This window comes from Pseudomonas sp. B35(2017) (assembly GCF_002113645.1).
Classification (GTDB): Bacteria; Pseudomonadota; Gammaproteobacteria; order Pseudomonadales; family Pseudomonadaceae; genus Aquipseudomonas; species Aquipseudomonas ekonensis.
The window spans coordinates 385,756-407,033 of sequence record NZ_NEIZ01000002.1; the positions used below are offsets into that span (position 1 = coordinate 385,756).

18 protein-coding genes, 3 tRNA genes and 1 riboswitch are annotated in these 21,278 nt (G+C 63.8%); of the genes, 20 read left to right on the top strand and 1 reads right to left on the bottom strand.

The features are described 5' to 3' along the window. Positions 1–334: 334 nt before the first annotated feature. The 13 genes from CAG41_RS05310 to astE all read left to right on the top strand — a co-directional run bounded on the left by CAG41_RS05310 (position 335) and on the right by astE (position 14,171). Entirely contained in the window at positions 335–1,108 is a 774-nt protein-coding gene (locus CAG41_RS05310) for an ABC transporter substrate-binding protein (RefSeq protein ID WP_085578241.1), read from the top strand. A gap of 91 nt (positions 1,109–1,199) precedes the next feature. Beyond that, positions 1,200–1,889: an ABC transporter permease gene (locus CAG41_RS05315; RefSeq protein WP_085578240.1), complete on the top strand. Its 690-nt coding sequence runs from the start codon at positions 1,200–1,202 to the stop codon at positions 1,887–1,889. Continuing rightward, positions 1,886–2,584, top strand: coding sequence for an ABC transporter permease (locus CAG41_RS05320; RefSeq protein ID WP_085578239.1), 699 nt, complete (start codon positions 1,886–1,888; stop codon positions 2,582–2,584). Before CAG41_RS05315 ends, CAG41_RS05320 begins: the two co-directional genes overlap by 4 nt. Position 2,585: 1 nt before the next feature. Further along, positions 2,586–3,698, top strand: a complete 1,113-nt coding sequence (locus tag CAG41_RS05325; protein ID WP_085578238.1) for a M14 family metallopeptidase — start codon at positions 2,586–2,588, stop codon at positions 3,696–3,698. A gap of 27 nt (positions 3,699–3,725) precedes the next feature. Next, positions 3,726–4,490, top strand: a complete 765-nt coding sequence (locus CAG41_RS05330; RefSeq protein ID WP_085578237.1) for an ABC transporter ATP-binding protein — start codon at positions 3,726–3,728, stop codon at positions 4,488–4,490. A gap of 235 nt (positions 4,491–4,725) precedes the next feature. Further along, entirely contained in the window at positions 4,726–5,706 is a 981-nt protein-coding gene (gene argR / locus CAG41_RS05335) for a transcriptional regulator ArgR (protein ID WP_085636663.1), read from the top strand. 573 nt (positions 5,707–6,279) lie between these two features. Beyond that, on the top strand, positions 6,280–7,500 hold the full coding sequence (locus CAG41_RS05340) for an aspartate aminotransferase family protein (protein WP_085578235.1): 1,221 nt from the start codon (positions 6,280–6,282) through the stop codon (positions 7,498–7,500). Between the two features lie 228 nt (positions 7,501–7,728). Further along, a complete protein-coding gene (gene aruF, locus CAG41_RS05345) occupies positions 7,729–8,748 on the top strand; it encodes an arginine/ornithine succinyltransferase subunit alpha (RefSeq protein ID WP_085578234.1) in 1,020 nt (339 codons plus the stop codon). A gap of 51 nt (positions 8,749–8,799) precedes the next feature. Further along, entirely contained in the window at positions 8,800–9,828 is a 1,029-nt protein-coding gene (astA, locus tag CAG41_RS05350) for an arginine N-succinyltransferase (RefSeq protein ID WP_085578233.1), read from the top strand. Next, entirely contained in the window at positions 9,825–11,291 is a 1,467-nt protein-coding gene (gene astD, locus CAG41_RS05355; RefSeq protein ID WP_085578232.1) for a succinylglutamate-semialdehyde dehydrogenase, read from the top strand. Before astA ends, astD begins: the two co-directional genes overlap by 4 nt. Positions 11,292–11,456: 165 nt before the next feature. Next, entirely contained in the window at positions 11,457–12,803 is a 1,347-nt protein-coding gene (gene astB / locus CAG41_RS05360) for an N-succinylarginine dihydrolase (protein WP_085578231.1), read from the top strand. Positions 12,804–12,860: 57 nt separating this feature from the next. After that, positions 12,861–13,148: a topoisomerase II gene (locus tag CAG41_RS05365; protein WP_085578230.1), complete on the top strand. Its 288-nt coding sequence runs from the start codon at positions 12,861–12,863 to the stop codon at positions 13,146–13,148. 12 nt (positions 13,149–13,160) lie between these two features. After that, positions 13,161–14,171 carry a succinylglutamate desuccinylase gene (gene astE, locus CAG41_RS05370; RefSeq protein ID WP_085578229.1) on the top strand — a complete coding sequence of 337 codons (1,011 nt, stop codon included), beginning with the start codon at positions 13,161–13,163 and terminating at the stop codon, positions 14,169–14,171. Between the two features lie 158 nt (positions 14,172–14,329). On the opposite strand, the gene CAG41_RS05375 is transcribed toward astE, so the two are convergent. After that, positions 14,330–14,839 (bottom strand): 6,7-dimethyl-8-ribityllumazine synthase, encoded by a 510-nt coding sequence (locus CAG41_RS05375; protein ID WP_085578228.1) that lies wholly within the window; start codon positions 14,837–14,839, stop codon positions 14,330–14,332. 96 nt (positions 14,840–14,935) lie between these two features. Further along, positions 14,936–15,107, bottom strand: a riboswitch (FMN riboswitch). 196 nt (positions 15,108–15,303) lie between these two features. Here CAG41_RS05375 and ltaE point away from each other — a divergent pair. The 7 genes from ltaE (at position 15,304) to CAG41_RS05410 (ending at position 21,272) form a co-directional block, all read left to right on the top strand. Further along, complete coding sequence (ltaE, locus tag CAG41_RS05380) at positions 15,304–16,308, top strand: low-specificity L-threonine aldolase (RefSeq protein ID WP_085578227.1); 1,005 nt, start codon at positions 15,304–15,306, stop codon at positions 16,306–16,308. 146 nt (positions 16,309–16,454) lie between these two features. Beyond that, a complete protein-coding gene (gene alaS / locus CAG41_RS05385; RefSeq protein WP_085706767.1) occupies positions 16,455–19,079 on the top strand; it encodes an alanine--tRNA ligase in 2,625 nt (874 codons plus the stop codon). A 90-nt stretch (positions 19,080–19,169) separates the two neighbouring features. Then, on the top strand, positions 19,170–20,411 hold the full coding sequence (locus CAG41_RS05390; RefSeq protein ID WP_085578225.1) for an aspartate kinase: 1,242 nt from the start codon (positions 19,170–19,172) through the stop codon (positions 20,409–20,411). A 186-nt stretch (positions 20,412–20,597) separates the two neighbouring features. Continuing rightward, positions 20,598–20,786, top strand: coding sequence for a carbon storage regulator CsrA (gene csrA, locus CAG41_RS05395; protein ID WP_010226667.1), 189 nt, complete (start codon positions 20,598–20,600; stop codon positions 20,784–20,786). A gap of 62 nt (positions 20,787–20,848) precedes the next feature. Continuing rightward, positions 20,849–20,939, top strand: a tRNA-Ser gene (locus tag CAG41_RS05400). Between the two features lie 107 nt (positions 20,940–21,046). Beyond that, positions 21,047–21,123: transfer RNA gene (locus tag CAG41_RS05405), tRNA-Arg, on the top strand. Between the two features lie 72 nt (positions 21,124–21,195). Then, positions 21,196–21,272 (top strand) — tRNA-Arg (locus tag CAG41_RS05410). Positions 21,273–21,278 lie beyond the last annotated feature (6 nt).

The window sequence follows — 21,278 nt, forward strand, 5'->3', positions numbered from 1 at the left end:
CTTGCCGGATTAGAAGGGTTTGCGAATAATAGGCCCGCAATTTGCAACATAGATCGGTTCACTGTCTTTTGCTCTTGCATGAAATTGCGGAGCTGTCAATCTGCTCGGGCGGGTTTCTCGGTGCATCTGTAATTAGTTGTCGCATTGAAGAAATATCGGCTTCGGGCCTGTCGCTAGAATGCCGATCACTCGCTCGTCGTGGCTCGTGTTTAAACCCCAGGCGTTTTCGCCGGGAAACGTCCGACCGATGCAGCGCCGCTTTCCGATCCACCCATTCGCATATTGGGCTGTCGCTCACTCTGCCGTTTTTGCCCTTTACCGATGGAGTCCCAAGATGAAGAAACTTGTGCTGCTTGGCGCCCTGGCACTGTCCGTGCTGTCCCTGCCATCGTTCGCTGACGAAAAGCCTCTGAAGATCGGTATCGAAGCGGCCTACCCTCCATTCGCCTCCAAGGCCCCGGACGGCAGCATCGTCGGTTTCGACTACGACATCGGCAACGCCCTGTGCGAAGAGATGAAGGTTAAGTGCCAGTGGGTCGAGCAAGAGTTCGACGGCCTGATCCCGGCCCTGAAGGTGCGCAAGATCGACGCGATCCTGTCGTCCATGTCGATCACCGAAGACCGCAAGAAATCCGTGGACTTCACCAACAAGTACTACAACACCCCGGCCCGACTGGTCATGAAGGAAGGCACCGCTGTCAGCGACGGCCTGACCGAGCTCAAGGGCAAGAACATCGGCGTGCAGCGCGGCTCGATCCACGAGCGCTTCGCCCGTGAGGTCCTGGCCCCGCTGGGTGCCGAGATCAAGCCGTACGGCTCGCAGAACGAAATCTACCTCGACGTGGCCGCCGGTCGCCTCGACGGCACCGTGGCAGACGCTACCCTGTTGAATGACGGCTTCCTGAAGACCGACGCCGGCAAGGGCTTCGCGTTCGTCGGCCCGCAGTTCACCGACGAGAAGTACTTCGGCGACGGCGTCGGCATCGCCGTGCGCAAGGGCGACGCGCTCAAGGACAAGATCAACACTGCCATCGCGGCCATCCGCGAGAACGGCAAGTACAAGCAAATCCAGGACAAGTACTTCGACTTCGACATTTACGGCAAGTAAGTTCGTCGCACGATCCGTCCGAAATGGCGCAAGCAACAGAATCTCTGCGGTTTGCGCCATTTTTTCATCCCAACTTTCGAGGACCTGAATCATGTTGAAAGGCTACGGGGCTGTCATCCTCGACGGCGCATGGCTGACGCTTCAGCTCGCCTTGTCGTCCATGGCCCTGGCGATCGTTCTCGGTCTGATCGGTGTCGCGCTGCGGCTGTCGCCGGTGCGCTGGCTGGCGTGGCTGGGCGACCTGTACGCCACGGTGATCCGCGGAGTGCCCGACCTGGTGCTGATCCTGCTGATTTTCTACGGCGGCCAGGACATGCTCAACCGCGTGGCGCCGATGCTCGGCTACGACGAATACATCGACCTGAACCCGCTGGCCGCCGGCATCGGCACCCTCGGCTTCATCTTCGGTGCGTACCTGTCCGAGACCTTCCGTGGCGCGTTCATGGCCATTCCCAAGGGGCAGGCCGAAGCAGGCATGGCCTATGGCATGAGCAGCCTGCAGGTGTTCTTCCGGGTGATGGTGCCGCAGATGATCCGCCTGGCGATCCCGGGCTTCACCAACAACTGGCTGGTGTTGACCAAGGCCACCGCGCTGATTTCCGTGGTCGGCCTGCAAGACATGATGTTCAAGGCCAAGCAGGCGGCCGACGCCACCCGCGAGCCTTTCACCTTCTTCCTGGCAGTGGCGGCGATGTACCTGGTGATCACCAGCGTCTCGTTGCTGGCGCTGCGTCACCTCGAGAAGCGCTACTCGGTAGGCGTAAGGGCGGCTGAGCTATGATCTTCGACTACAACGTCATCTGGGAGTCGCTGCCGCTGTACCTCGGCGGGCTGGTGACCACCCTCAAACTGCTCGCGCTGTCGCTGCTGTTCGGCCTGCTCGCGGCGCTGCCGCTGGGCCTGATGCGCGTCTCGAAGAACCCGGTGGTCAACATGACGGCGTGGCTCTACACCTACGTGATCCGCGGCACGCCGATGCTGGTGCAGCTGTTCCTGATCTACTACGGCCTGGCCCAGTTCGAGGCCGTGCGCGAAAGCTTCCTGTGGCCGTGGCTGTCCAGCGCGACGTTCTGCGCATGCCTGGCCTTCGCGATCAACACCAGCGCCTACACCGCCGAAATCATCGCCGGCAGCCTCAAGGCCACGCCGCACGGCGAGATCGAAGCGGCCAAGGCCGTGGGCATGTCGCGCTTCAAGATGTACAAGCGCATCCTGCTGCCGTCGGCCCTGCGCCGGGCGCTGCCGCAGTACAGCAACGAAGTGATCATGATGCTGCAGACCACCAGCCTGGCGTCCATCGTGACCCTGATCGACATCACCGGCGCGGCCCGCACCGTCAACGCGCAGTTCTACCTGCCGTTCGAGGCGTACATCACCGCCGGCGTGTTCTACCTGTGCCTGACCTTCATCCTTGTGCGCCTGTTCAAGCTGGCCGAGCGCCGCTGGCTGAGCTACCTGGCCCCGCGGAAGCACTGACATGGAACGCATCGACCACGTATTGCCGTGGAGCCACCTGGGCAGCGAGCGCCGGATTTCGGTGTTCCGCTTCGGAGGCGGGGAGCGCAAGGCCTACATCCAGGCCAGCCTGCACGCCGACGAACTGCCGGGCATGCGTACCGCCTGGGAACTGAAGAAGCGCCTCGGCGAGCTCGAAGCCCAAGGCCTGCTCAACGGCGTCATCGAACTGGTGCCGGTGGCCAACCCGCTGGGTCTTGGCCAATTGCTGCAAGGCAATCACCAGGGCCGGTTCGAGGCGGGCAGCGGCAAGAACTTCAACCGCGACTTCGTCGAGTTGAGCGCACCGGTCGCAGCGGCGCTGGGCGAACGCCTGGGCGATGATCCGCACGCCAACGTCCGGCTGATCCGTCAGGCGATGGCCGATCACCTGGCGGCGTTGCCCGAGGCGAGCAGCCAACTGCAAGGCATGCAGCGCGTGCTGCTCAGCCACGCCTGCACCGCTGACGTGGTGCTGGACCTGCACTGCGACGCCGAAGCCGCGCTGCACCTGTACGCGTTGCCGCAGCACTGGCCGCAGTGGCGTTCGCTGGCCGCGCACCTGAACGTTAAAGTGGGATTGCTGGCGGAAGACTCCGGCGGCAGCTCCTTCGACGAAGCCTGCTCGCTGCCGTGGCTGCGCCTGTCGCGCCAGTTCCCGGAGGCGTCGATTCCCCTGGCCTGCCTGGCGACCACCGTCGAGCTGGGCGGCCAGGCCGACACCGGCCGGGCGCAGGCCGAGGACTGGGCCGAAGGTATCTTGGCGTTCCTCGCCGAGCAGGGGCTGATCGGTGGCGAGTGGCCGAAGCCGGCGCACGAGCCTTGCGAAGGCATGCCGTTCGAGGGCACTGAGCTGCTGTTCGCGCCGCACCCCGGTGTGGTGAGCTTTTTGCGCAGGCCCGGCGAATGGGTCGAGGCCGGCGATGAGATTTTTGAAGTGATCGACCCTGTGTCCGATCGGGTCAGCACGGTGTGTGCTGGTACGTCCGGGGTGCTGTTTGCCATTGAACGGCTGCGATATGCCCAACCCGGTTTCTGGCTGGCCAAGGTGGCGGGGCGCGAAGCGCTGCGTCACGGGCGCTTGCTCAACGACTGACTGACTGTTTTTGTGAGAACCGACCGCATGTACAAACTTGAAGTCCAAGACCTGCATAAACGCTACGGCAGTCACGAAGTGCTCAAGGGCGTGTCCCTGAAGGCGGCAGCCGGCGATGTGATCAGCATCATCGGCTCCAGTGGCTCCGGCAAAAGTACTTTCCTGCGCTGCATCAACCTGCTCGAGCAGCCGCACGCGGGCAAGATCCTGCTCAACAACGAAGAGCTCAAGCTGGTGGCGAACAAGGACGGCGCGCTGAAGGCGGCCGACCCGAAACAGCTGCAGCGCATGCGCTCGCGCCTGTCGATGGTGTTCCAGCACTTCAACCTGTGGTCGCACATGACCGCGCTGGAAAACATCATGGAAGCGCCGGTGCATGTGCTGGGCGTGTCCAAGGCCGAGGCCCGCGAGAAGGCCGAGCACTACCTGAACAAGGTGGGCGTGGCCCATCGCAAGGACGCCTTCCCGGGGCACATGTCCGGTGGCGAGCAGCAGCGTGTGGCGATCGCCCGTGCGCTGGCGATGGAGCCGGAAGTGATGCTGTTCGACGAGCCGACCTCGGCCCTCGACCCGGAACTGGTGGGCGATGTGCTCAAGGTCATGCAGTCCCTGGCCCAGGAAGGCCGCACCATGGTGGTGGTGACCCACGAAATGGGCTTCGCCCGTGAAGTGTCGAACCAGTTGGTGTTCCTGCACAAAGGCCTGGTGGAAGAGAGCGGCAACCCGCGCGAAGTGCTGGTCAACCCGCAGTCGGAACGTTTGCAGCAATTCCTCTCGGGCAGCCTCAAGTAAACGCTCCCTTTATGCACCACGTTAGTGCATGCTTCGCAGCCTGGATGCTGGCTCATTTCCCCTGCGGAAGCGAGCCTGCCCGCGAAAGCGGCAGGTCAGTCATTCTCATCGTTGACTGACCCAACCCTTTCGCGAGCGGGTTCGCTCCCACACTGGATCTATGTCGGGTTCAGGATTACGGGCTAGCATTGGCCCATGCCTTCAATACTGTTACCTCGTTTCGGATTGCCCGCCCATGACTGCCCATCGAATTGGTTTCCTGATTTGGCCCAGCACTAAAGCTCTGACGCTGGCGCTGGCGGAGGAAGCCTTGCGTGTCGCTCAGCGGGTGCATCCGGAGGTGGTCTACGAGTTGTCGTTCTTGCAGGCCGAACCGCCGAGCGAGAGCGGCTGGCAACTGCCTGGCGAACCCTGGTCCGGCAAGCTGGAGAACTTCCAGAAACTGTTCCTGCTCGCCGACGAGCCGCCGGCCGCCCTGGCGCCGAACCTCACCAGCGCGCTCAAGCAACTGGTGCGCGCCGGTTGCGTGATCGGCGGGCTGTCCGCCGGCGTGTACCCGTTGGCGCAACTGGGGCTGCTCGACGGCTACCGTGCCGCCGTGCACTGGCGCTGGCAGGACGATTTCGCCGAGCGCTTCCCCAAGGTCATCGCCACCAGCCATCTGTTCGACTGGGACCGCGACCGTCTCACGGCCTGCGGCGGCATGTCGGTGCTCGACTTGCTGCTGGCGGTGCTGGCCCGTGACCACGGCGCTGAACTGGCCGGCGCGGTCTCCGAGGAACTGGTGGTCGAGCGCATCCGCGAAGGGGGCGAGCGTCAGCGCATTCCGCTGCAGAACCGCCTGGGCTCCAGCCATCCGAAGCTCACCCAGGCGGTGCTGCTGATGGAAGCCAACATCGAAGAGCCGCTGACCACCGACGAAATCGCCCAGCACGTGTGCGTGTCCCGCCGGCAGCTGGAGCGGATCTTCAAGCAGTACCTCAACCGTGTGCCGAGCCAGTACTACCTGGAGCTGCGCCTGAACAAGGCCCGGCAGATGCTGATGCAGACCAGCAAGTCGATCATCCAGATCGGCCTGTCCTGCGGTTTCTCCTCGGGGCCGCATTTCTCCAGCGCCTACCGCAACTTCTTCGGCGCCACGCCGCGGGAAGACCGCAACCAGCGGCGCAGCAGCAGCCCGTTCGAGCTGTCCTCGGTGCCGCCGGAGCGCGGTTGATCCGCGCTTGAGGGCGCTTGCTCTTCGGTTCCGCAGGCCCCGCTGTCCGTAATCTCCCCTCCGTTTGTTCGATGATGGCTTGCGCGCCGAAATCGACCGCTGCCGTTCGGAAACAAGCCGACAGCACCGCATGCTCTCCTGCGCAAGCGGATTGCCGCGCAACTCAATGATTTGGGCGATTTCCATGGGCAATTCCAGAATGTCCGGGGGGGCATTTCGGTGATGGCATTGTCGGTCGGATGATGGCAACAGGGTGGGGGTTCATCGCAGGGCGAGCCGTGCTGATTGATGGGCGGACAGCAGACTCCATCGGTGAGCGCCATGTGCGGTACATATGTACCGCACACGGAAAAACGGCATCGGATACAAAGTGACAGGTCTGCCGCAAACCCCGGTCGCCAGTTAAACTGCGCCTTTGCGACCCTATTTGTCGCATTGCCGTAAACCCGGGAAAAACCGGGGTTTGCGCTATAAGAAGTTGTCGCTTGGCGACAAGGCCGGGCTGAGAACTGTCCTTACAATCCCCCCATCTCCCGCCAGTTTCAGGCGGGTGTTCCTCATCAGGAGACTCCGATGTCCGTTGAGCACGCTGCGGTACAACGCGCCGATTTCGACCAGGTAATGGTTCCCAACTATGCGCCTGCCGCTTTCATTCCGGTGCGTGGCGAAGGCTCCCGCGTCTGGGACCAGACCGGCCGCGAGCTGATCGACTTCGCCGGCGGGATTGCCGTCAACGTGCTGGGCCATGCGCATCCGGCGCTGGTCGGCGCCCTGACCGAGCAGGCGAACAAGCTGTGGCACGTGTCCAACGTGTTCACCAACGAGCCGGCCCTGCGCCTGGCGCACAAGCTGATCGACGCCACCTTCGCCGAGCGTGTGTTCTTCTGCAACTCCGGCGCCGAAGCCAACGAGGCCGCGTTCAAGCTGGCCCGCCGCGTAGCGTTCGACCGTTTCGGCAGCGAGAAGTACGAAATCATCGCCGCGCTGAACAGCTTCCACGGCCGCACCCTGTTCACCGTGAACGTCGGCGGCCAGTCGAAGTACTCCGACGGTTTCGGTCCGAAGATCACCGGCATCACTCACGTGCCGTACAACGACCTGGCGGCCCTGAAGGCTGCCGTTTCCGACAAGACCTGCGCCGTGGTGCTGGAACCGATCCAGGGCGAGGGCGGCGTGCTGCCGGCCGAGCTGGCGTACCTGCAAGGCGCCCGCGAGCTGTGCGATGCGCACAACGCGCTGCTGGTGTTCGACGAAGTGCAGACCGGCATGGGCCGCACCGGCAAACTGTTCGCCTACCAGCATTTCGGCGTGACCCCGGACATCCTCACCAGCGCCAAGAGCCTGGGCGGCGGTTTCCCGATCGCGGCGATGCTGACCACCGAAGCGCTGGCCAAGCACCTGGTCGTCGGCACCCACGGCACCACCTACGGCGGCAACCCGCTGGCGTGCGCGGTGGCCGAGGCAGTGGTCGACGTGATCAACACCCCTGAAGTGCTCAACGGCGTCAACGCCAAGCACGACAAGTTCAAGACCCGCCTGGAGCAGATCGGCCAGAAGTACGGCCTGTTCACCCAGGTGCGCGGTCTGGGCCTGCTGATCGGCTGCGTGCTGAGCGATGCCTGGAAAGGCAAGGCCAAGGACGTGTTCAACGCCGCCGAGCGTGAAGGCCTGATGATCCTGCAGGCCGGCCCGGACGTGATCCGTTTCGCGCCGAGCCTGGTGATCGACGACGCCGACATCGATCAGGGCCTGGAGCGCTTCGAGCGCGCCGTGGCCAAGCTGACGCAAGCCTGATTGACCCTCCGGCGCCTGACCGCTCAGGCGCCGGACCCGATTTTCGTTTTGCACCGACACATACTGTGGGAGCCAGCCCGCTGGCGATGAGGGCCTGACAGCCAACATCACTGTTGCCTGAAAGGACGCAATCGCCGGCAGTCTGGCTCCCACAATCGACTCTGGGTCGACCCGGGGACGGTGTGGAATTTTTCACCTGTGATTTTCATGAGAGAAAGGAGTGACACCATGCTGGTGATGCGCCCTGCGCAAATGGCTGACCTGGGCGAGGTACAGCGTCTGGCTGCGGACAGCCCGATCGGTGTCACTTCGTTGCCGGACGACGTGGAGCGCCTGAGCGACAAGATCGCCGCCAGCGAGGCGTCGTTCTCCGCCGAGGTCAGCTTCAACGGCGAGGAAAGCTACTTCTTCGTCCTTGAGGACACCGTCGCCGGCAAGCTGGTCGGCTGCTCGGCCATCGTCGCCTCGGCCGGCTACTCCGAACCGTTCTACAGCTTTCGCAACGAGACCTTCGTGCACGCTTCCCGCGAGCTGAAGATCCACAACAAGATCCACGTGCTTTCGCAGTGCCACGACCTGACCGGCAACAGCCTGCTGACCAGTTTCTACGTGCAGCGCGACCTGGTGGGCTCGCCGTGGGCCGAGCTCAACTCCCGTGGCCGCCTGCTGTTCGTCGCCAGCCATCCTGAGCGTTTCGCCGACTCGGTGGTGACCGAGATCGTCGGCTACAGCGACGAGAACGGCGACTCGCCGTTCTGGGACGCCATCGGCCGCAACTTCTTCGACCTCAACTACGCCGAGGCCGAGCGCCTGTGCGGCCTCAAGAGCCGCACCTTCCTGGCCGAGCTGATGCCGCACTACCCGATCTACGTGCCGCTGCTGCCGGACTCCGCCCAGGAGGCGATGGGCCAGGTGCACCCGCGTGCGCAGATCACCTTCGACATCCTGATGCGCGAAGGCTTCGAGACCGATCATTACATCGACATTTTCGACGGCGGCCCGACCCTGCACGCCCGCGTCTCGGGGATCCGCTCGATCGCCCAGAGCCGCGTCGTGCCGGTGAAGATCGGCGAGCCGGTCAAGGGCGCAGGGCGCCAGTACCTGGTGGCCAACGCGCAGTTGCAGGATTACCGCGCCGTTCTGCTGGAGCTGGACTACGCGCCCGGCAAACCGGTGACCCTGGACCTGGAAGCGGCCGAAGCCCTGGGCGTCGGCGAGGGCGCCAGCGTGCGCCTGGTGGCGGTTTAACGCCTTAGCGAGTTTCACGGGTGGCGTTGGCGGCCCGTTTGAGGAGATAGCATGATCGTTCGTCCCGTACGCAGCAGCGATTTACCCGCTCTGATCGACCTGGCCCGCAGCACCGGCACCGGCCTGACCACCTTGCCGGCCAACGAAGAGCGCCTGACCCACCGGGTCGGCTGGGCCGAGAAGACCTTTCGCGGCGAAGCCGGCCGCGGCGATGCGGACTACCTGTTCGTGCTCGAAGACGACAACGGCCGCGTGGTGGGGATCTCCGCCATCGCCGGCGCCGTCGGCCTGCGTGAGCCGTGGTACAACTTCCGGGTCGGCCTGACCGTCAGCGCCTCCCAGGAGCTGAACATCTACCGCGAGATCCCGACCCTGTTCCTGGCCAACGACCTGACCGGCAACTCCGAGCTGTGCTCGCTGTTCCTGCACGCCGACTACCGCACCGGCCTCAACGGCCGCATGCTGTCCAAGGCGCGGATGCTGTTCATCGCCGAGTTTCCGCAGCTGTTCGGCAACAAGATCATCGCCGAGATGCGCGGCGTCTCCGACGAGGCGGGCCGTTCGCCGTTCTGGGAGAGCCTGGGCCGGCATTTCTTCAAGATGGAATTCAGCCAGGCCGATTACCTGACCGGCGTCGGCAACAAGGCGTTCATCGCCGAGCTGATGCCCAAGTTCCCGCTGTACACCTGCTTCCTGTCCGAAGACGCACGTGCCGTGATCGGCCAGGTGCACCCGGACACCGAGCCTGCGCTGGCGATGCTCAAGGGCGAAGGCTTCAGCTATCAGGGCTACGTCGACATCTTCGACGCCGGCCCCGCCATCGAGTGCGAAACCGGCAAGATCCGCGCGGTGCGCGACAGCCAGGCGCTGGTGCTGGCGGTGGGCACGCCGGGCGACGACGCCACGCCGTTCATCATCCATAACCGCAAGCGCGAGGACTGCCGGATCACTGCAGCCCCGGCGCGTCTGGCCGCCGGCACCCTGGTGGTCGATCCGCTGACCGCCAAACGCCTTCAACTCAATGCCGGCGATCAGGTGCGCGCCGTTCCGTTGTCCGCAGCCCGGGAGTCGAAACAATGAATTCGCTATACATCGCAGGTCAGTGGCTGGCCGGCCAGGGGGATGCGTTCGAGTCGCTGAACCCGGTGACCCAGCAAGTGCTGTGGTCAGGCCAGGGCGCAACCGCCGCCCAGGTCGATTCGGCGGTGCACGCCGCGCGCCAGGCATTCCCGGCCTGGGCCAAGCGTTCTCTGCAGGAGCGCATCGGCGTGCTCGAAGCATTCGCCGCCACTCTGAAGAGCCACAGCGACGAGCTGGCCCGCGCCATCGGTGAGGAAACCGGTAAGCCGCTCTGGGAAGCGGCGACCGAAGTCACCAGCATGGTCAACAAGATCGCGATCTCGGTGCAGAGCTACCGTGAACGCACCGGCGAGAAGAGCGGCCCGCTGGGCGACGCCACCGCCGTGCTGCGCCACAAGCCCCACGGTGTGGTGGCGGTGTTCGGTCCGTACAACTTCCCTGGCCACCTGCCGAACGGGCACATCGTGCCGGCGTTGCTGGCCGGCAACAGCGTGCTGTTCAAGCCGAGCGAGCTGACGCCGAAGGTCGCCGAGCTCACGGTCAAGTGCTGGATCGAGGCCGGTCTGCCGGCCGGTGTGCTGAACCTGCTGCAAGGCGCCCGCGAAACCGGCATCGCCCTGGCGGCCAATCCAGGCATCGACGGCCTGTTCTTCACCGGCTCCAGCCGCACCGGCAATCACCTGCACCAGCAGTTCGCCGGGCGCCCGGACAAGATCCTCGCCCTGGAGATGGGCGGCAACAACCCGTTGGTGGTGGATCAGGTCGCCGATCTCGACGCAGCGGTCTACACGATCATTCAGTCGGCGTTCATTTCCGCCGGCCAGCGCTGCACCTGCGCCCGCCGTCTGCTGGTGCCGCAAGGCGCCTGGGGCGACAGCCTGTTGGCGCGCCTGGTGGCGGTGACGTCGACCATCGAGGTCGGCGCGTTCGACCGCCAGCCGGCGCCGTTCATGGGCTCGGTGATTTCCCTGGGCGCGGCCAAGGCCCTGATGGATGCCCAGGCGCATCTTTTGGCCAACGGTGCGGTGCCGCTGCTGGAAATGACCCAACCGCAGGCGCAGTCGGCCTTGCTGACGCCAGGCATCCTGGATGTGACCGCTGTGGCCGGGCGTCCGGACGAAGAACTGTTCGGCCCGCTGCTGCAAGTGATCCGCTACGCCGATTTCGACGCGGCCATCGCCGAAGCCAACGACACCGCCTACGGTCTGGCTGCCGGCCTGCTGTCGGATTCCGAGGCGCGTTACCAGCAGTTCTGGCTGCAAAGCCGTGCCGGCATCGTCAACTGGAACAAGCAACTGACCGGCGCCGCCAGCAGCGCACCGTTCGGCGGCGTCGGCGCGTCGGGCAACCACCGCGCCAGCGCCTACTACGCGGCGGACTACTGCGCCTACCCGGTGGCCTCGCTCGAAACCCCGGACCTGGTGCTGCCGGCGGCCCTGACGCCGGGCGTGAAGATGGCGTGATGCCCATCGCCGGCAGGCCGGCTGGCTCCCACGGGATCGATGCAGGGCACATAGGTGCAAACACCTGCCGACCTGTGGGAGCGGGCTTGCCCGCGAAAGCCGCGCCGCAGTCTCAAAGAACCGTTACGCAAGCCTATAACAACAGATTCTCGTGGAGCCTCGCTGATGAAATCCTGTGAAGTCAATTTTGACGGTCTAGTGGGGCCGACCCACAACTACGGTGGCCTGTCCTACGGCAACGTCGCCTCCCAAAGCAACAGTCAGCAGTCCTCCAATCCGAAGGAAGCCGCGCTGCAGGGTCTGGCGAAAATGAAGGCGCTGATGGACATGGGCTTTGTCCAGGGCGTGCTGGCGCCGCAGGAGCGTCCGGACGTGGCTGCCTTGCGCCGTCTGGGCTTCGGCGGCACCGATGCCCAGGTGATCGAGCGCGCCGCCAAGGAAGCGATGCCGCTGCTGGTCGCCAGCTGCTCGGCGTCGAGCATGTGGGTGGCCAACGCCGCCACGGTCAGCCCGAGCGCCGACACCGCCGACGGCCGCGTGCATTTCACCGCCGCCAACCTCAACTGCAAGTACCACCGCAGCATCGAACACCCGACCACCAGCCGCGTGCTGGGGGCGATGTTCGCCGATCAGCAGCACTTCGCCCATCACGCCGCGTTGCCGGCGGTGGCGCAATTCGGCGACGAAGGCGCGGCCAACCACACCCGTTTCTGCCGTGAGTACGGCGAGGCCGGCGTCGAGTTCTTCGTGTTCGGCCGCAGCGCGTTCGACACCCGTTATCCGGCGCCGCAGAAGTACCCGGCGCGCCAGACCCTCGAAGCGTCCCAGGCGGTCGCCCGCCTGCACGGCCTGCGTGACGACGGCGTGGTCTACGCCCAGCAGAACCCGGCGGTGATCGATCAGGGCGTGTTCCACAATGACGTGATCGCGGTGGGCAACGGCGAGGTGCTGTTCTATCACGAGGACGCGTTCCTGGAGACCGAACAGATGCTGGCCGAGCTGCAAACCAAGCTCGCCAAGGTCGGCGGCAAGTTCCAGTCGATCTGCGTGCCGCGTTCGGCGGTCACCGTGGATGACGCGGTGCGCTCCTACCTGTTCAACAGCCAGTTGCTGTCGCGCCCTGACGGCTCGATGCTGCTGATCGTGCCGGAAGAGTGCCGCGGCAACGAGCGCGTCTGGAACTACCTGCAAAGCCTGACCGGCTCCGGCGGCCCGGTTCGCGAGGTCAAGGTCTTCGACCTGAAGCAAAGCATGCAGAACGGCGGCGGCCCCGCTTGCCTGAGGCTGCGTGTCGCACTCAACGAAACCGAACTGGCGGCGGTCAATCCAGGGGTTATCATGACGGCACCGTTGTACGGTTCGTTGACCGCATGGGTTGAAAAGCACTACCGCGACCGCCTGACCGAAAACGATCTGGCGGATCCGCAATTGCTGCTTGAATGCCGGACGGCACTGGATGAACTGACGCAAATCCTTAAACTGGGCGCGGTTTATCCATTCCAGATCAATTGATGGCCGGTGCGCCGCCTTCGCGCGGCGCACGGCTTCATCTCCCAAGAGAGCGTAAACATGAGTGATTCCCTGCAGCTGATCCTTGAAGACACCGACGGCACGCAACTGCAAACCTCCTGCACCCGCGTCGCGGTCATGTGGCAAGGCAAGGAGCTGTGGATCCAGCAGGACGGCCGCGGCCAACTGCTGATCGGCGTCGACGTCGAAGAAGACGACGAAGAGTACGCCAACCTGCTGCTGCGCCCGTTGGCGACTAATCTGGTAAGTCTGCAACTGGAAATGGAACCGGCCGACCTCGGTGGCGAGGAACATGTGCACGGCCCGGATTGCAACCACGACCACTAAGGAAACCGCTCTATGCTCGCCCTCGGCAAACTGCTTGAACTGACCCTCGCCGGCCGCGAACCGGCGGAGAAGACTCAACTGACTGTCGAAGGCGTGCGCATGCGCTGGTTGAGCGAGGGCGCGCTGGAAGTACGGCCGCCCGAAGCGCGCGACAATGGCCTGGACCTGCTGCTGTCGGCAGGGATCCACGGCAACGAGACCGCGCCGATCGAATTGCTCGACCGCCTGTTGCATGACATCGCCCGCGGCGACCTGAAGCCGCGCGCACGCATTCTGTTCCTGTTCGGCAACCCGGAAGCGATCCGCAAGGGCGAGCGCTTCATCGAGCAGGACGTCAACCGGCTGTTCAACGGCCGTCACGAACAAAGCAGCGGCTGCGAAGCCTTGCGTGCCTGTGAGCTGGAGCGCCTGGCGGCGAGTTTCTTCAACCTGCCGGATCGTCAGCGCCTGCACTACGACCTGCACACCGCGATCCGCGGTTCGAAGATCGAGCAGTTTGCCCTGTACCCGTGGAAGGAAGGGCGCCAGCATTCCCGGCGCGAACTGGCCCGTCTGCGGGCGGCGGGCATGGAAGCGGTGCTGCTGCAGAACAAGCCGTCGATCGTGTTCAGCTCGTACACCTACGACAAGCTCGGCGCCGAGTCCTTCACCCTCGAGCTGGGCAAGGCCCGGCCGTTCGGGCAGAACGCCGGGGTCAACGTGTCGCTGCTGGAAAACCGCCTGAAGCAGATCATCGAAGGCAACGAGCCCGAACAGGCGCAAGAAGGCCTGGACGGCCTGCAGCTGTTCAGCGTGGCCCGGGAAATCATCAAGCACAGCGACGCCTTCCGCCTGAACCTGCCGGCGGACATCGAGAACTTTTCGGAATTGGACATGGGGTATGTGCTGGCCGAAGACCTGGCCAATACCCGCTGGATCATCGAAGAGCAGGGCGCGCGGATCATCTTCCCCAACCCCAAGGTCAAGAACGGCCTGCGCGCCGGCATCCTGATCGTGCCGACCACGGACGATCAGCTGGCCTGATCACGCCGCACGGACCCTGCAGGCTTCCTTCACTGAATCCGGAAGCACCGCAGATCCTGTGGGAGCGGGCTTGCCAGCGAATCGGCCGGCCCATCCGACATCGATGGTGACTGACCCGCCGCCCTCGCGAGCAGGCGGGCTCCCACAGGTTTCGGCGCTTAGACCGCTACGGCACGCGGCTCGCTGCGGCGCAGCGCACGGATCTTCAGCAGCGTGTCGGCGCAGGTTCTCGCCGCTTCCTGACCCTTGTGCACGAAATGCTCGAAGAAGAACTTCTGGTGCTCTTCGCCGGCATGGAAGTGGTGCGGGGTCAGGGACACCGAGAACACCGGCACTTCGGTTTCCAGCTGCACCTGCATCAGGCCGCTGACGACCGACTGGGCGACGAACTCGTGACGGTAGATCCCGCCGTCCACCACCAGGGCGGCCGCGACGATACCGGCATAACGACCGGTCTTGGCCAGCAGCTTGGCGTGCAGAGGCATTTCGAACGCGCCGCCGACCTCGAAGAAATCGATGTCCGATTCCTGGTAGCCCTGGGCGATCATTTCGGCGACGAAACCTTTACGGCTCTGGTCGACGATTTCCTTGTGCCAGCAGGCCTGGATGAACGCGACGCGCTCGCCCTGGGTGTGTTTGGCTTTGCTGTCGATTGCGGTGGGTTGCATGTTCTGACTCCTGTTTGTGTGAAAAACAGGGCGATATGAATCGAAAGGGATCAAGGGTACGCGCGCGCAAGCACGCAGACGGCCCTTTGGCGTCAATCCCGTTCTCTCTTCATCCGGACTGTGACCGTCGGCCCCGGAATCACACCGGGTCTGCTGACCTTGCCGTCGGACACGACCTGAACCGTGCCTGCCGCCAAGCGCTCGCGGGCTATGCGCGTTGCGCGCAATTACCGCCGGTGGGGAATTGCACCCCGCCCTGAGAACGTTGTGCCGCCCTTTGTCCGGCGGCGCAGCGTTTTTAACACAGTTCCTTTGGCGATGCATTGCGCCTTTGTGATGATTGCCATCGAATTTTTCGCTTCACGCGGCGACTTTTCCTTGCCCAAGGGTTGATTAATCCGCGCCATGCCCGCAGTAATTCCAAAACGAAAAGGGATTTCCCCTGCTGACTTGAGGCCAGGTTCATGAGCGTTATCGATCTTCGCAGCGACACCGTCACCCAACCGTCTCCCGCAATGCTTGAAGCGATGGCCCGCGCGGCCACCGGTGACGATGTGTATGGCGAGGATCCGACGGTCAACCGTCTGGAAGCCGAATTGGCAGAACGGCTGGGGTTTGCCGCCGCGCTGTTCGTGCCGACCGGCACCATGAGCAACCTGCTGGGCTTGATGGCCCATTGCGGGCGCGGCGACGAATACATCGTCGGCCAGCAGGCGCACACCTACAAGTACGAAGGCGGCGGTGCGGCGGTGCTCGGCTCGATCCAGCCGCAGCCGCTGGAGGTGCAGGCCGACGGTTCGCTGGATCTGGACCAGGTGGCCGCCGCGATCAAGCCCGATGACTTCCATTTCGCCCGCACGCGTCTGCTGGCCCTGGAAAACACCATGCAAGGCAAGGTGCTGCCGCTGGAATACCTGGCCCGGGCCCGAAGCTTCACCCAGGAGCACGGCCTGGCCCTGCACCTGGACGGCGCGCGCCTGTACAACGCGGCGGTCAAGCTGGGCGTCGATGCCCGGCAGATCACCCGGCATTTCGATTCGGTCTCGGTGTGCCTGTCCAAGGGCCTCGGCGCTCCGGTCGGCTCGGTGCTGTGCGGCTCGGCCGAGCTGATCGGCAAGGCCCGCCGGTTGCGCAAGATGGTCGGCGGCGGCATGCGCCAGGCCGGTCTGCTGGCGGCGGCGGGGCTGTACGCGCTGGAGCATAACGTCGAGCGCCTGGCGGACGACCACGCCAACGCCGAGTTGCTGGCCGAAGGGCTGCGCAATGCAGGGTTCAGCGTCGAGCCGGTGCAGACCAACATGGTCTACGTGCAGATGGGCGACCGTGCCCACGCCCTGAAGGCGTTTGCGGCGGAGCGCGGGATCCGGCTGAGCGCCGCCGCCCGGCTGCGGATGGTCACGCACATGGACGTCAATCGCTCGCAAATCGGGCAGGTGGTCGAGGCATTCGTCGCGTTTTCGCGCAAGTGACAGCGTTGGCGGCCCAATTGACTGCTTCTATCGTATAAACACGCTGTACCCCGCGCGCAGGGCCGATATAATGCGGCCCTTTGCCGTTGCTTCGTCTGTCGACGTTTTGCACAGGCCTTTGGCCGCAGCCTCCGTGGAAGAACCTAATGAAAAGCGCAGAAATCCGTGAAGCCTTCCTTCGCTTCTTCGAAGAGCAAGGCCACACCCGTGTAGCCTCCAGCTCTTTGATTCCGGGCAATGACCCAACCCTGCTGTTCACCAACGCAGGCATGAACCAGTTCAAGGACTGCTTCCTGGGCCAGGAAAAGCGCGCGTACACCCGCGCCGTCAGCAGCCAGAAATGCGTGCGCGCCGGCGGCAAGCACAACGACCTGGAAAACGTCGGTTACACCGCCCGTCACCACACCTTCTTCGAAATGCTGGGCAACTTCAGCTTCGGCGACTACTTCAAGCGCGACGCCATCACCTTCGCCTGGACGTTCCTGACGTCCGACAAGTGGCTGAACCTGCCGAAGGAAAAGCTGTGGGTGACCGTCTACGCCACCGACGACGAAGCCTACGACATCTGGACCAAGGAAGTCGGCGTGCCGGCCGAGCGCATGGTGCGCATCGGCGACAACAAGGGCGCGCCGTACGCCTCCGACAACTTCTGGACCATGGGCGACACCGGCCCGTGCGGTCCGTGCACCGAGATCTTCTACGACCACGGCGCCGACATCTGGGGGGGGCCGCCGGGCTCGCCGGAAGAGGACGGTGACCGCTACATCGAGATCTGGAACAACGTGTTCATGCAGTTCAACCGCACCGCCGACGGCGTGCTGCATCCGCTGCCGGCACCGTCGGTGGACACCGGCATGGGCCTTGAGCGGATCAGCGCCGTGCTGCAGCACGTGCACTCGAACTACGAGATCGACCTGTTCCAGAGCCTGCTGACCGCTTCGGCCAAGGCCATCGGCTGCACCAACGACGGCCAGGCTTCGCTGAAAGTGGTGGCCGACCACATCCGTTCCTGCGGCTTCCTGGTCGCCGACGGCGTGCTGCCTTCCAACGAAGGCCGCGGCTACGTGCTGCGCCGGATCATCCGTCGCGCCTGCCGCCACGGCAACAAGCTGGGCGCCAAGGGCAGCTTCTTCTACCAGATCGTCGCCGCGCTGGTGGCCGAGATGGGCGAAGCCTTCCCTGAACTCAAGTCCCAGCAGGCGCACATCGAGCGCGTGCTCAAGGCCGAGGAAGAGCAGTTCGCCAAGACCCTGGAGCAGGGCCTGAAGATCCTCGAGCAGGACCTGTCCGAGCTCAAGGGCGAAGTCGTGCCGGGCGACGTGGTGTTCAAGCTCTACGACACCTACGGGTTCCCGATGGACCTGACCGCGGACATCGCCCGCGAGCGCAGCCTGACCATCGACGAAGCCGGCTTCGAGCGCGAAATGGAAGCCCAGCGTGAGCGCGCCCGTTCCGCCAGCTCGTTCGGCCTGGACTACAACAGCCTGGTCAAGGTCGACGTCGACACCGAATTCACCGGTTACCACGCCACCAGCGGTTCGGCGAAAGTCGTCGCGCTCTATAAAGACGGCCAGTCCGTGGACGTCTTGAGTGAAGGGCAGGAAGGCGTGATCGTGCTGAACCAGACCCCGTTCTATGCGGAGTCCGGCGGCCAGGTCGGCGACTGCGGCTACATTCAGGCCGGCAACAGCCGTTTCGACGTGCGCGACACCACCAAGACCGGCGGCGCGTTCCTGCACCACGGCGTGCTGGCCTCGGGCAGCCTGATCGTCGGCGCACCGGTGGAGACCCACGTCGAAGCCGACGTGCGCCACGCCACCTCGCTGAACCACTCGGCCACCCACCTGCTGCACGCGGCATTGCGCAAGGTGCTGGGCGACCACGTCCAGCAGAAGGGCTCGCTGGTGGACAGTCAGCGCCTGCGTTTCGACTTCAGCCACTTCGAGGCGATCAAGCCTGAACAGCTCAAGGCGCTGGAAGACATCGTCAACGCCGAGATCCGCAAGAACTCGGCGGTGGAGACCGAAGAGACCGACATCGACACCGCCAAGAAGAAAGGCGCAATGGCGCTGTTCGGCGAGAAGTACGGCGACAGCGTGCGCGTGCTGAGCATGGGCGGCGACTTCTCCGTTGAGCTGTGCGGCGGCATCCATGCCAACCGCACCGGCGACATCGGCCTGCTGAAGATCATCAGCGAAGGCGGTGTGGCCTCCGGCGTGCGCCGCATCGAAGCGGTGACCGGCGCTTCGGCGCTGGCCTACCTGAACGCGGCCGAAGAGCAACTCAAGGAAGCGGCCAGCCTGGTCAAGGGCAGCCGCGACAACCTGATCGACAAGCTGTCGGCTGTGCTGGAGCGCAACCGCCTGCTGGAGAAGCAGCTCGAGCAGCTGCAGGCCAAGGCCGCCAGCGCCGCCGGCGACGATCTGTCGGCCCAGGCTGCGGACGTCAAGGGCGTGAAGGTGCTGGCTGCGCGTCTGGACGGTCAGGACGGCAAGGCGCTGCTGGCGCTGGTCGATCAGCTGAAGAACAAACTCGGCCGCGCAGTGATCCTGCTCGGCAGTGTCCATGAGGAAAAGGTCGTACTGGTCGCTGGCGTGACCAAGGACCTGACTGGCCAACTCAAAGCCGGTGATTTGATGAAACAGGCTGCTGCGGCAGTGGGCGGGAAGGGCGGCGGTCGCCCGGACATGGCGCAGGGCGGCGGTACAGACGCCGGCGCACTGGACAGCGCATTGGCGCTGACCGTTCCGTTCGTCGAGCAGGGTTTATAAGACGCGCCGCCGGGCCCGCAGTCTAGTGGCGGGCCCGATGGCCGTTCGAGTGATTATTGGGCGCCCTTCATGGGCAGAGGCGGCTTTGAAATGGCTTTGATCGTACAGAAATTTGGAGGCACCTCGGTCGGCAGCGTCGAGAGAATCGAGCAGGTCGCCGACAAGGTTAAGAAATTCCGCGATGCCGGCGATGACCTGGTGGTTGTGCTGTCTGCAATGAGCGGCGAAACCAACCGTCTGATCGATCTGGCCAAGCAAATCAGTGGCGACGACCAGCCGGTTCCCCGTGAACTGGACGTGATCGTCTCCACCGGTGAGCAGGTCACGATCGCCCTGTTGGCCATGGCGCTGATCAAGCGCGGTGTGCCGGCGGTGTCGTACACCGGCAACCAGGTGCGGATCCTGACGGACAGCGCGCACAACAAGGCGCGCATCCTGCAGATCGACGACCAGAAGATCCGCGGCGACCTGAAGGCCGGCCGCGTCGTCGTCGTCGCCGGTTTCCAGGGCGTCGACGAACACGGCAACATCACCACCCTGGGCCGTGGCGGTTCCGACACCACCGGCGTGGCGCTGGCCGCCGCGCTCAAGGCTGACGAATGCCAGATCTACACTGACGTCGACGGTGTCTACACCACTGACCCGCGTGTGGTGTCCGTGGCTCAGCGCCTGGACAAGATCACCTTCGAGGAGATGCTGGAAATGGCCAGCCTCGGCTCCAAGGTGCTGCAGATCCGTGCGGTGGAGTTCGCCGGCAAGTACAACGTCCCGCTGCGCGTACTGCACAGCTTCAAGGAGGGTCCGGGCACCCTCATTACCATTGATGAAGAGGAAACCATGGAACAGCCGATCATTTCCGGCATCGCCTTCAACCGCGATGAAGCCAAGCTGACCATCCGTGGCGTGCCAGACACCCCGGGCGTGGCGTTCAAGATTCTCGGCCCGATCAGTGCCGCGAACATCGAAGTCGACATGATCGTGCAGAACGTCGCGCACGATAACACCACCGACTTCACCTTCACCGTGCACCGCAACGACTACCAGTCCGCGCAGACTGTGCTGGAAAACACCGCCCGCGAGATCGGTGCCCGTGAGGTCGTCGGCGACACCAAGATCGCCAAGGTCTCGATCGTCGGCGTCGGCATGCGTTCCCACGCAGGCGTTGCCAGCCGCATGTTCGAATCCCTGGCCAAGGAAAGCATCAACATCCAGATGATCTCGACCTCGGAAATCAAGGTGTCCGTGGTGATCGAAGAGAAGTACCTGGAACTGGCCGTGCGCGCCCTGCACACGGCTTTCGAACTGGACGCTCCAGCCCGCCAGGGCGAGTGACGCGTCACCTGAAGGGCGCGGTCTGACCGCGCCCTTTATTTTTTGAATGGCGCAGACGGGAAACTGTTCTTTTGCTTGCGCTGGTCAATACTCAGGCATGTAGGGCTACGATCGCTCCGGTTGTAGGTCGGGTGCCTTTTTTTTGCAGACTGTTGTCCCTGAACTGAAATGCGTGAGGAGAAAGGTATGCTGATTCTGACTCGTCGGTGCGCAGAAAGCCTGATTATCGGTGATGGCGAAATCACCGTGACCGTGCTCGGCGTCAAAGGAAATCAAGTGCGCATCGGCGTCAACGCCCCCAAAGAGGTGGCCGTGCACCGTGAGGAAATTTACCTGCGTATCAAGAAAGAGAAGGACGAAGAACCAACCCATTAATTTTTATCGATTTTTATGTTTGCAAACGGGGAAGAAGCTGGTTAATATACGCCCCGTGTTGCGGAGAGCTGGCCGAGTGGCCGAAGGCGCTCCCCTGCTAAGGGAGTACACCTCACAAGGGTGTCGGGGGTTCGAATCCCCCGTTCTCCGCCATTATTTTCGTAGTTCGTTGTAATCTGGCTTTTTCGGTAAGTTGTTGAAATTACTAGAAAAAGTGCTTTACAAAAAGATTCAACGGTCTATAATGCGCGGCAACAAATGCACTCGTAGCTCAGCTGGATAGAGTACCCGGCTACGAACCGGGCGGTCACAGGTTCGAATCCTGTCGAGTGCACCATTTAAGAGTTGTTTATAGCGATATAGGCAACTCGGCTTCAACCAGTTGTGGTCTGGTCTAAAAACACAAAATGCACTCGTAGCTCAGCTGGATAGAGTACTCGGCTACGAACCGAGCGGTCACAGGTTCGAATCCTGTCGAGTGCACCATACACC

Coding starts and splice junctions, on each gene's coding strand:
- aruF (WP_085578234.1), top strand. CDS start 7,729: ATGCTGGTGATGCGCCCTGCGCAAATGGCTGACCTGGGCGAGGTACAG.
- argR (WP_085636663.1), top strand. CDS start 4,726: ATGACTGCCCATCGAATTGGTTTCCTGATTTGGCCCAGCACTAAAGCT.
- astE (WP_085578229.1), top strand. CDS start 13,161: ATGCTCGCCCTCGGCAAACTGCTTGAACTGACCCTCGCCGGCCGCGAA.
- CAG41_RS05325 (WP_085578238.1), top strand. CDS start 2,586: ATGGAACGCATCGACCACGTATTGCCGTGGAGCCACCTGGGCAGCGAG.
- astB (WP_085578231.1), top strand. CDS start 11,457: ATGAAATCCTGTGAAGTCAATTTTGACGGTCTAGTGGGGCCGACCCAC.
- astD (WP_085578232.1), top strand. CDS start 9,825: ATGAATTCGCTATACATCGCAGGTCAGTGGCTGGCCGGCCAGGGGGAT.
- CAG41_RS05315 (WP_085578240.1), top strand. CDS start 1,200: ATGTTGAAAGGCTACGGGGCTGTCATCCTCGACGGCGCATGGCTGACG.
- CAG41_RS05310 (WP_085578241.1), top strand. CDS start 335: ATGAAGAAACTTGTGCTGCTTGGCGCCCTGGCACTGTCCGTGCTGTCC.
- ltaE (WP_085578227.1), top strand. CDS start 15,304: ATGAGCGTTATCGATCTTCGCAGCGACACCGTCACCCAACCGTCTCCC.
- alaS (WP_085706767.1), top strand. CDS start 16,455: ATGAAAAGCGCAGAAATCCGTGAAGCCTTCCTTCGCTTCTTCGAAGAG.
- CAG41_RS05375 (WP_085578228.1), bottom strand. CDS start 14,839: ATGCAACCCACCGCAATCGACAGCAAAGCCAAACACACCCAGGGCGAG.
- CAG41_RS05340 (WP_085578235.1), top strand. CDS start 6,280: ATGTCCGTTGAGCACGCTGCGGTACAACGCGCCGATTTCGACCAGGTA.
- CAG41_RS05365 (WP_085578230.1), top strand. CDS start 12,861: ATGAGTGATTCCCTGCAGCTGATCCTTGAAGACACCGACGGCACGCAA.
- astA (WP_085578233.1), top strand. CDS start 8,800: ATGATCGTTCGTCCCGTACGCAGCAGCGATTTACCCGCTCTGATCGAC.
- csrA (WP_010226667.1), top strand. CDS start 20,598: ATGCTGATTCTGACTCGTCGGTGCGCAGAAAGCCTGATTATCGGTGAT.
- CAG41_RS05330 (WP_085578237.1), top strand. CDS start 3,726: ATGTACAAACTTGAAGTCCAAGACCTGCATAAACGCTACGGCAGTCAC.
- CAG41_RS05320 (WP_085578239.1), top strand. CDS start 1,886: ATGATCTTCGACTACAACGTCATCTGGGAGTCGCTGCCGCTGTACCTC.
- CAG41_RS05390 (WP_085578225.1), top strand. CDS start 19,170: ATGGCTTTGATCGTACAGAAATTTGGAGGCACCTCGGTCGGCAGCGTC.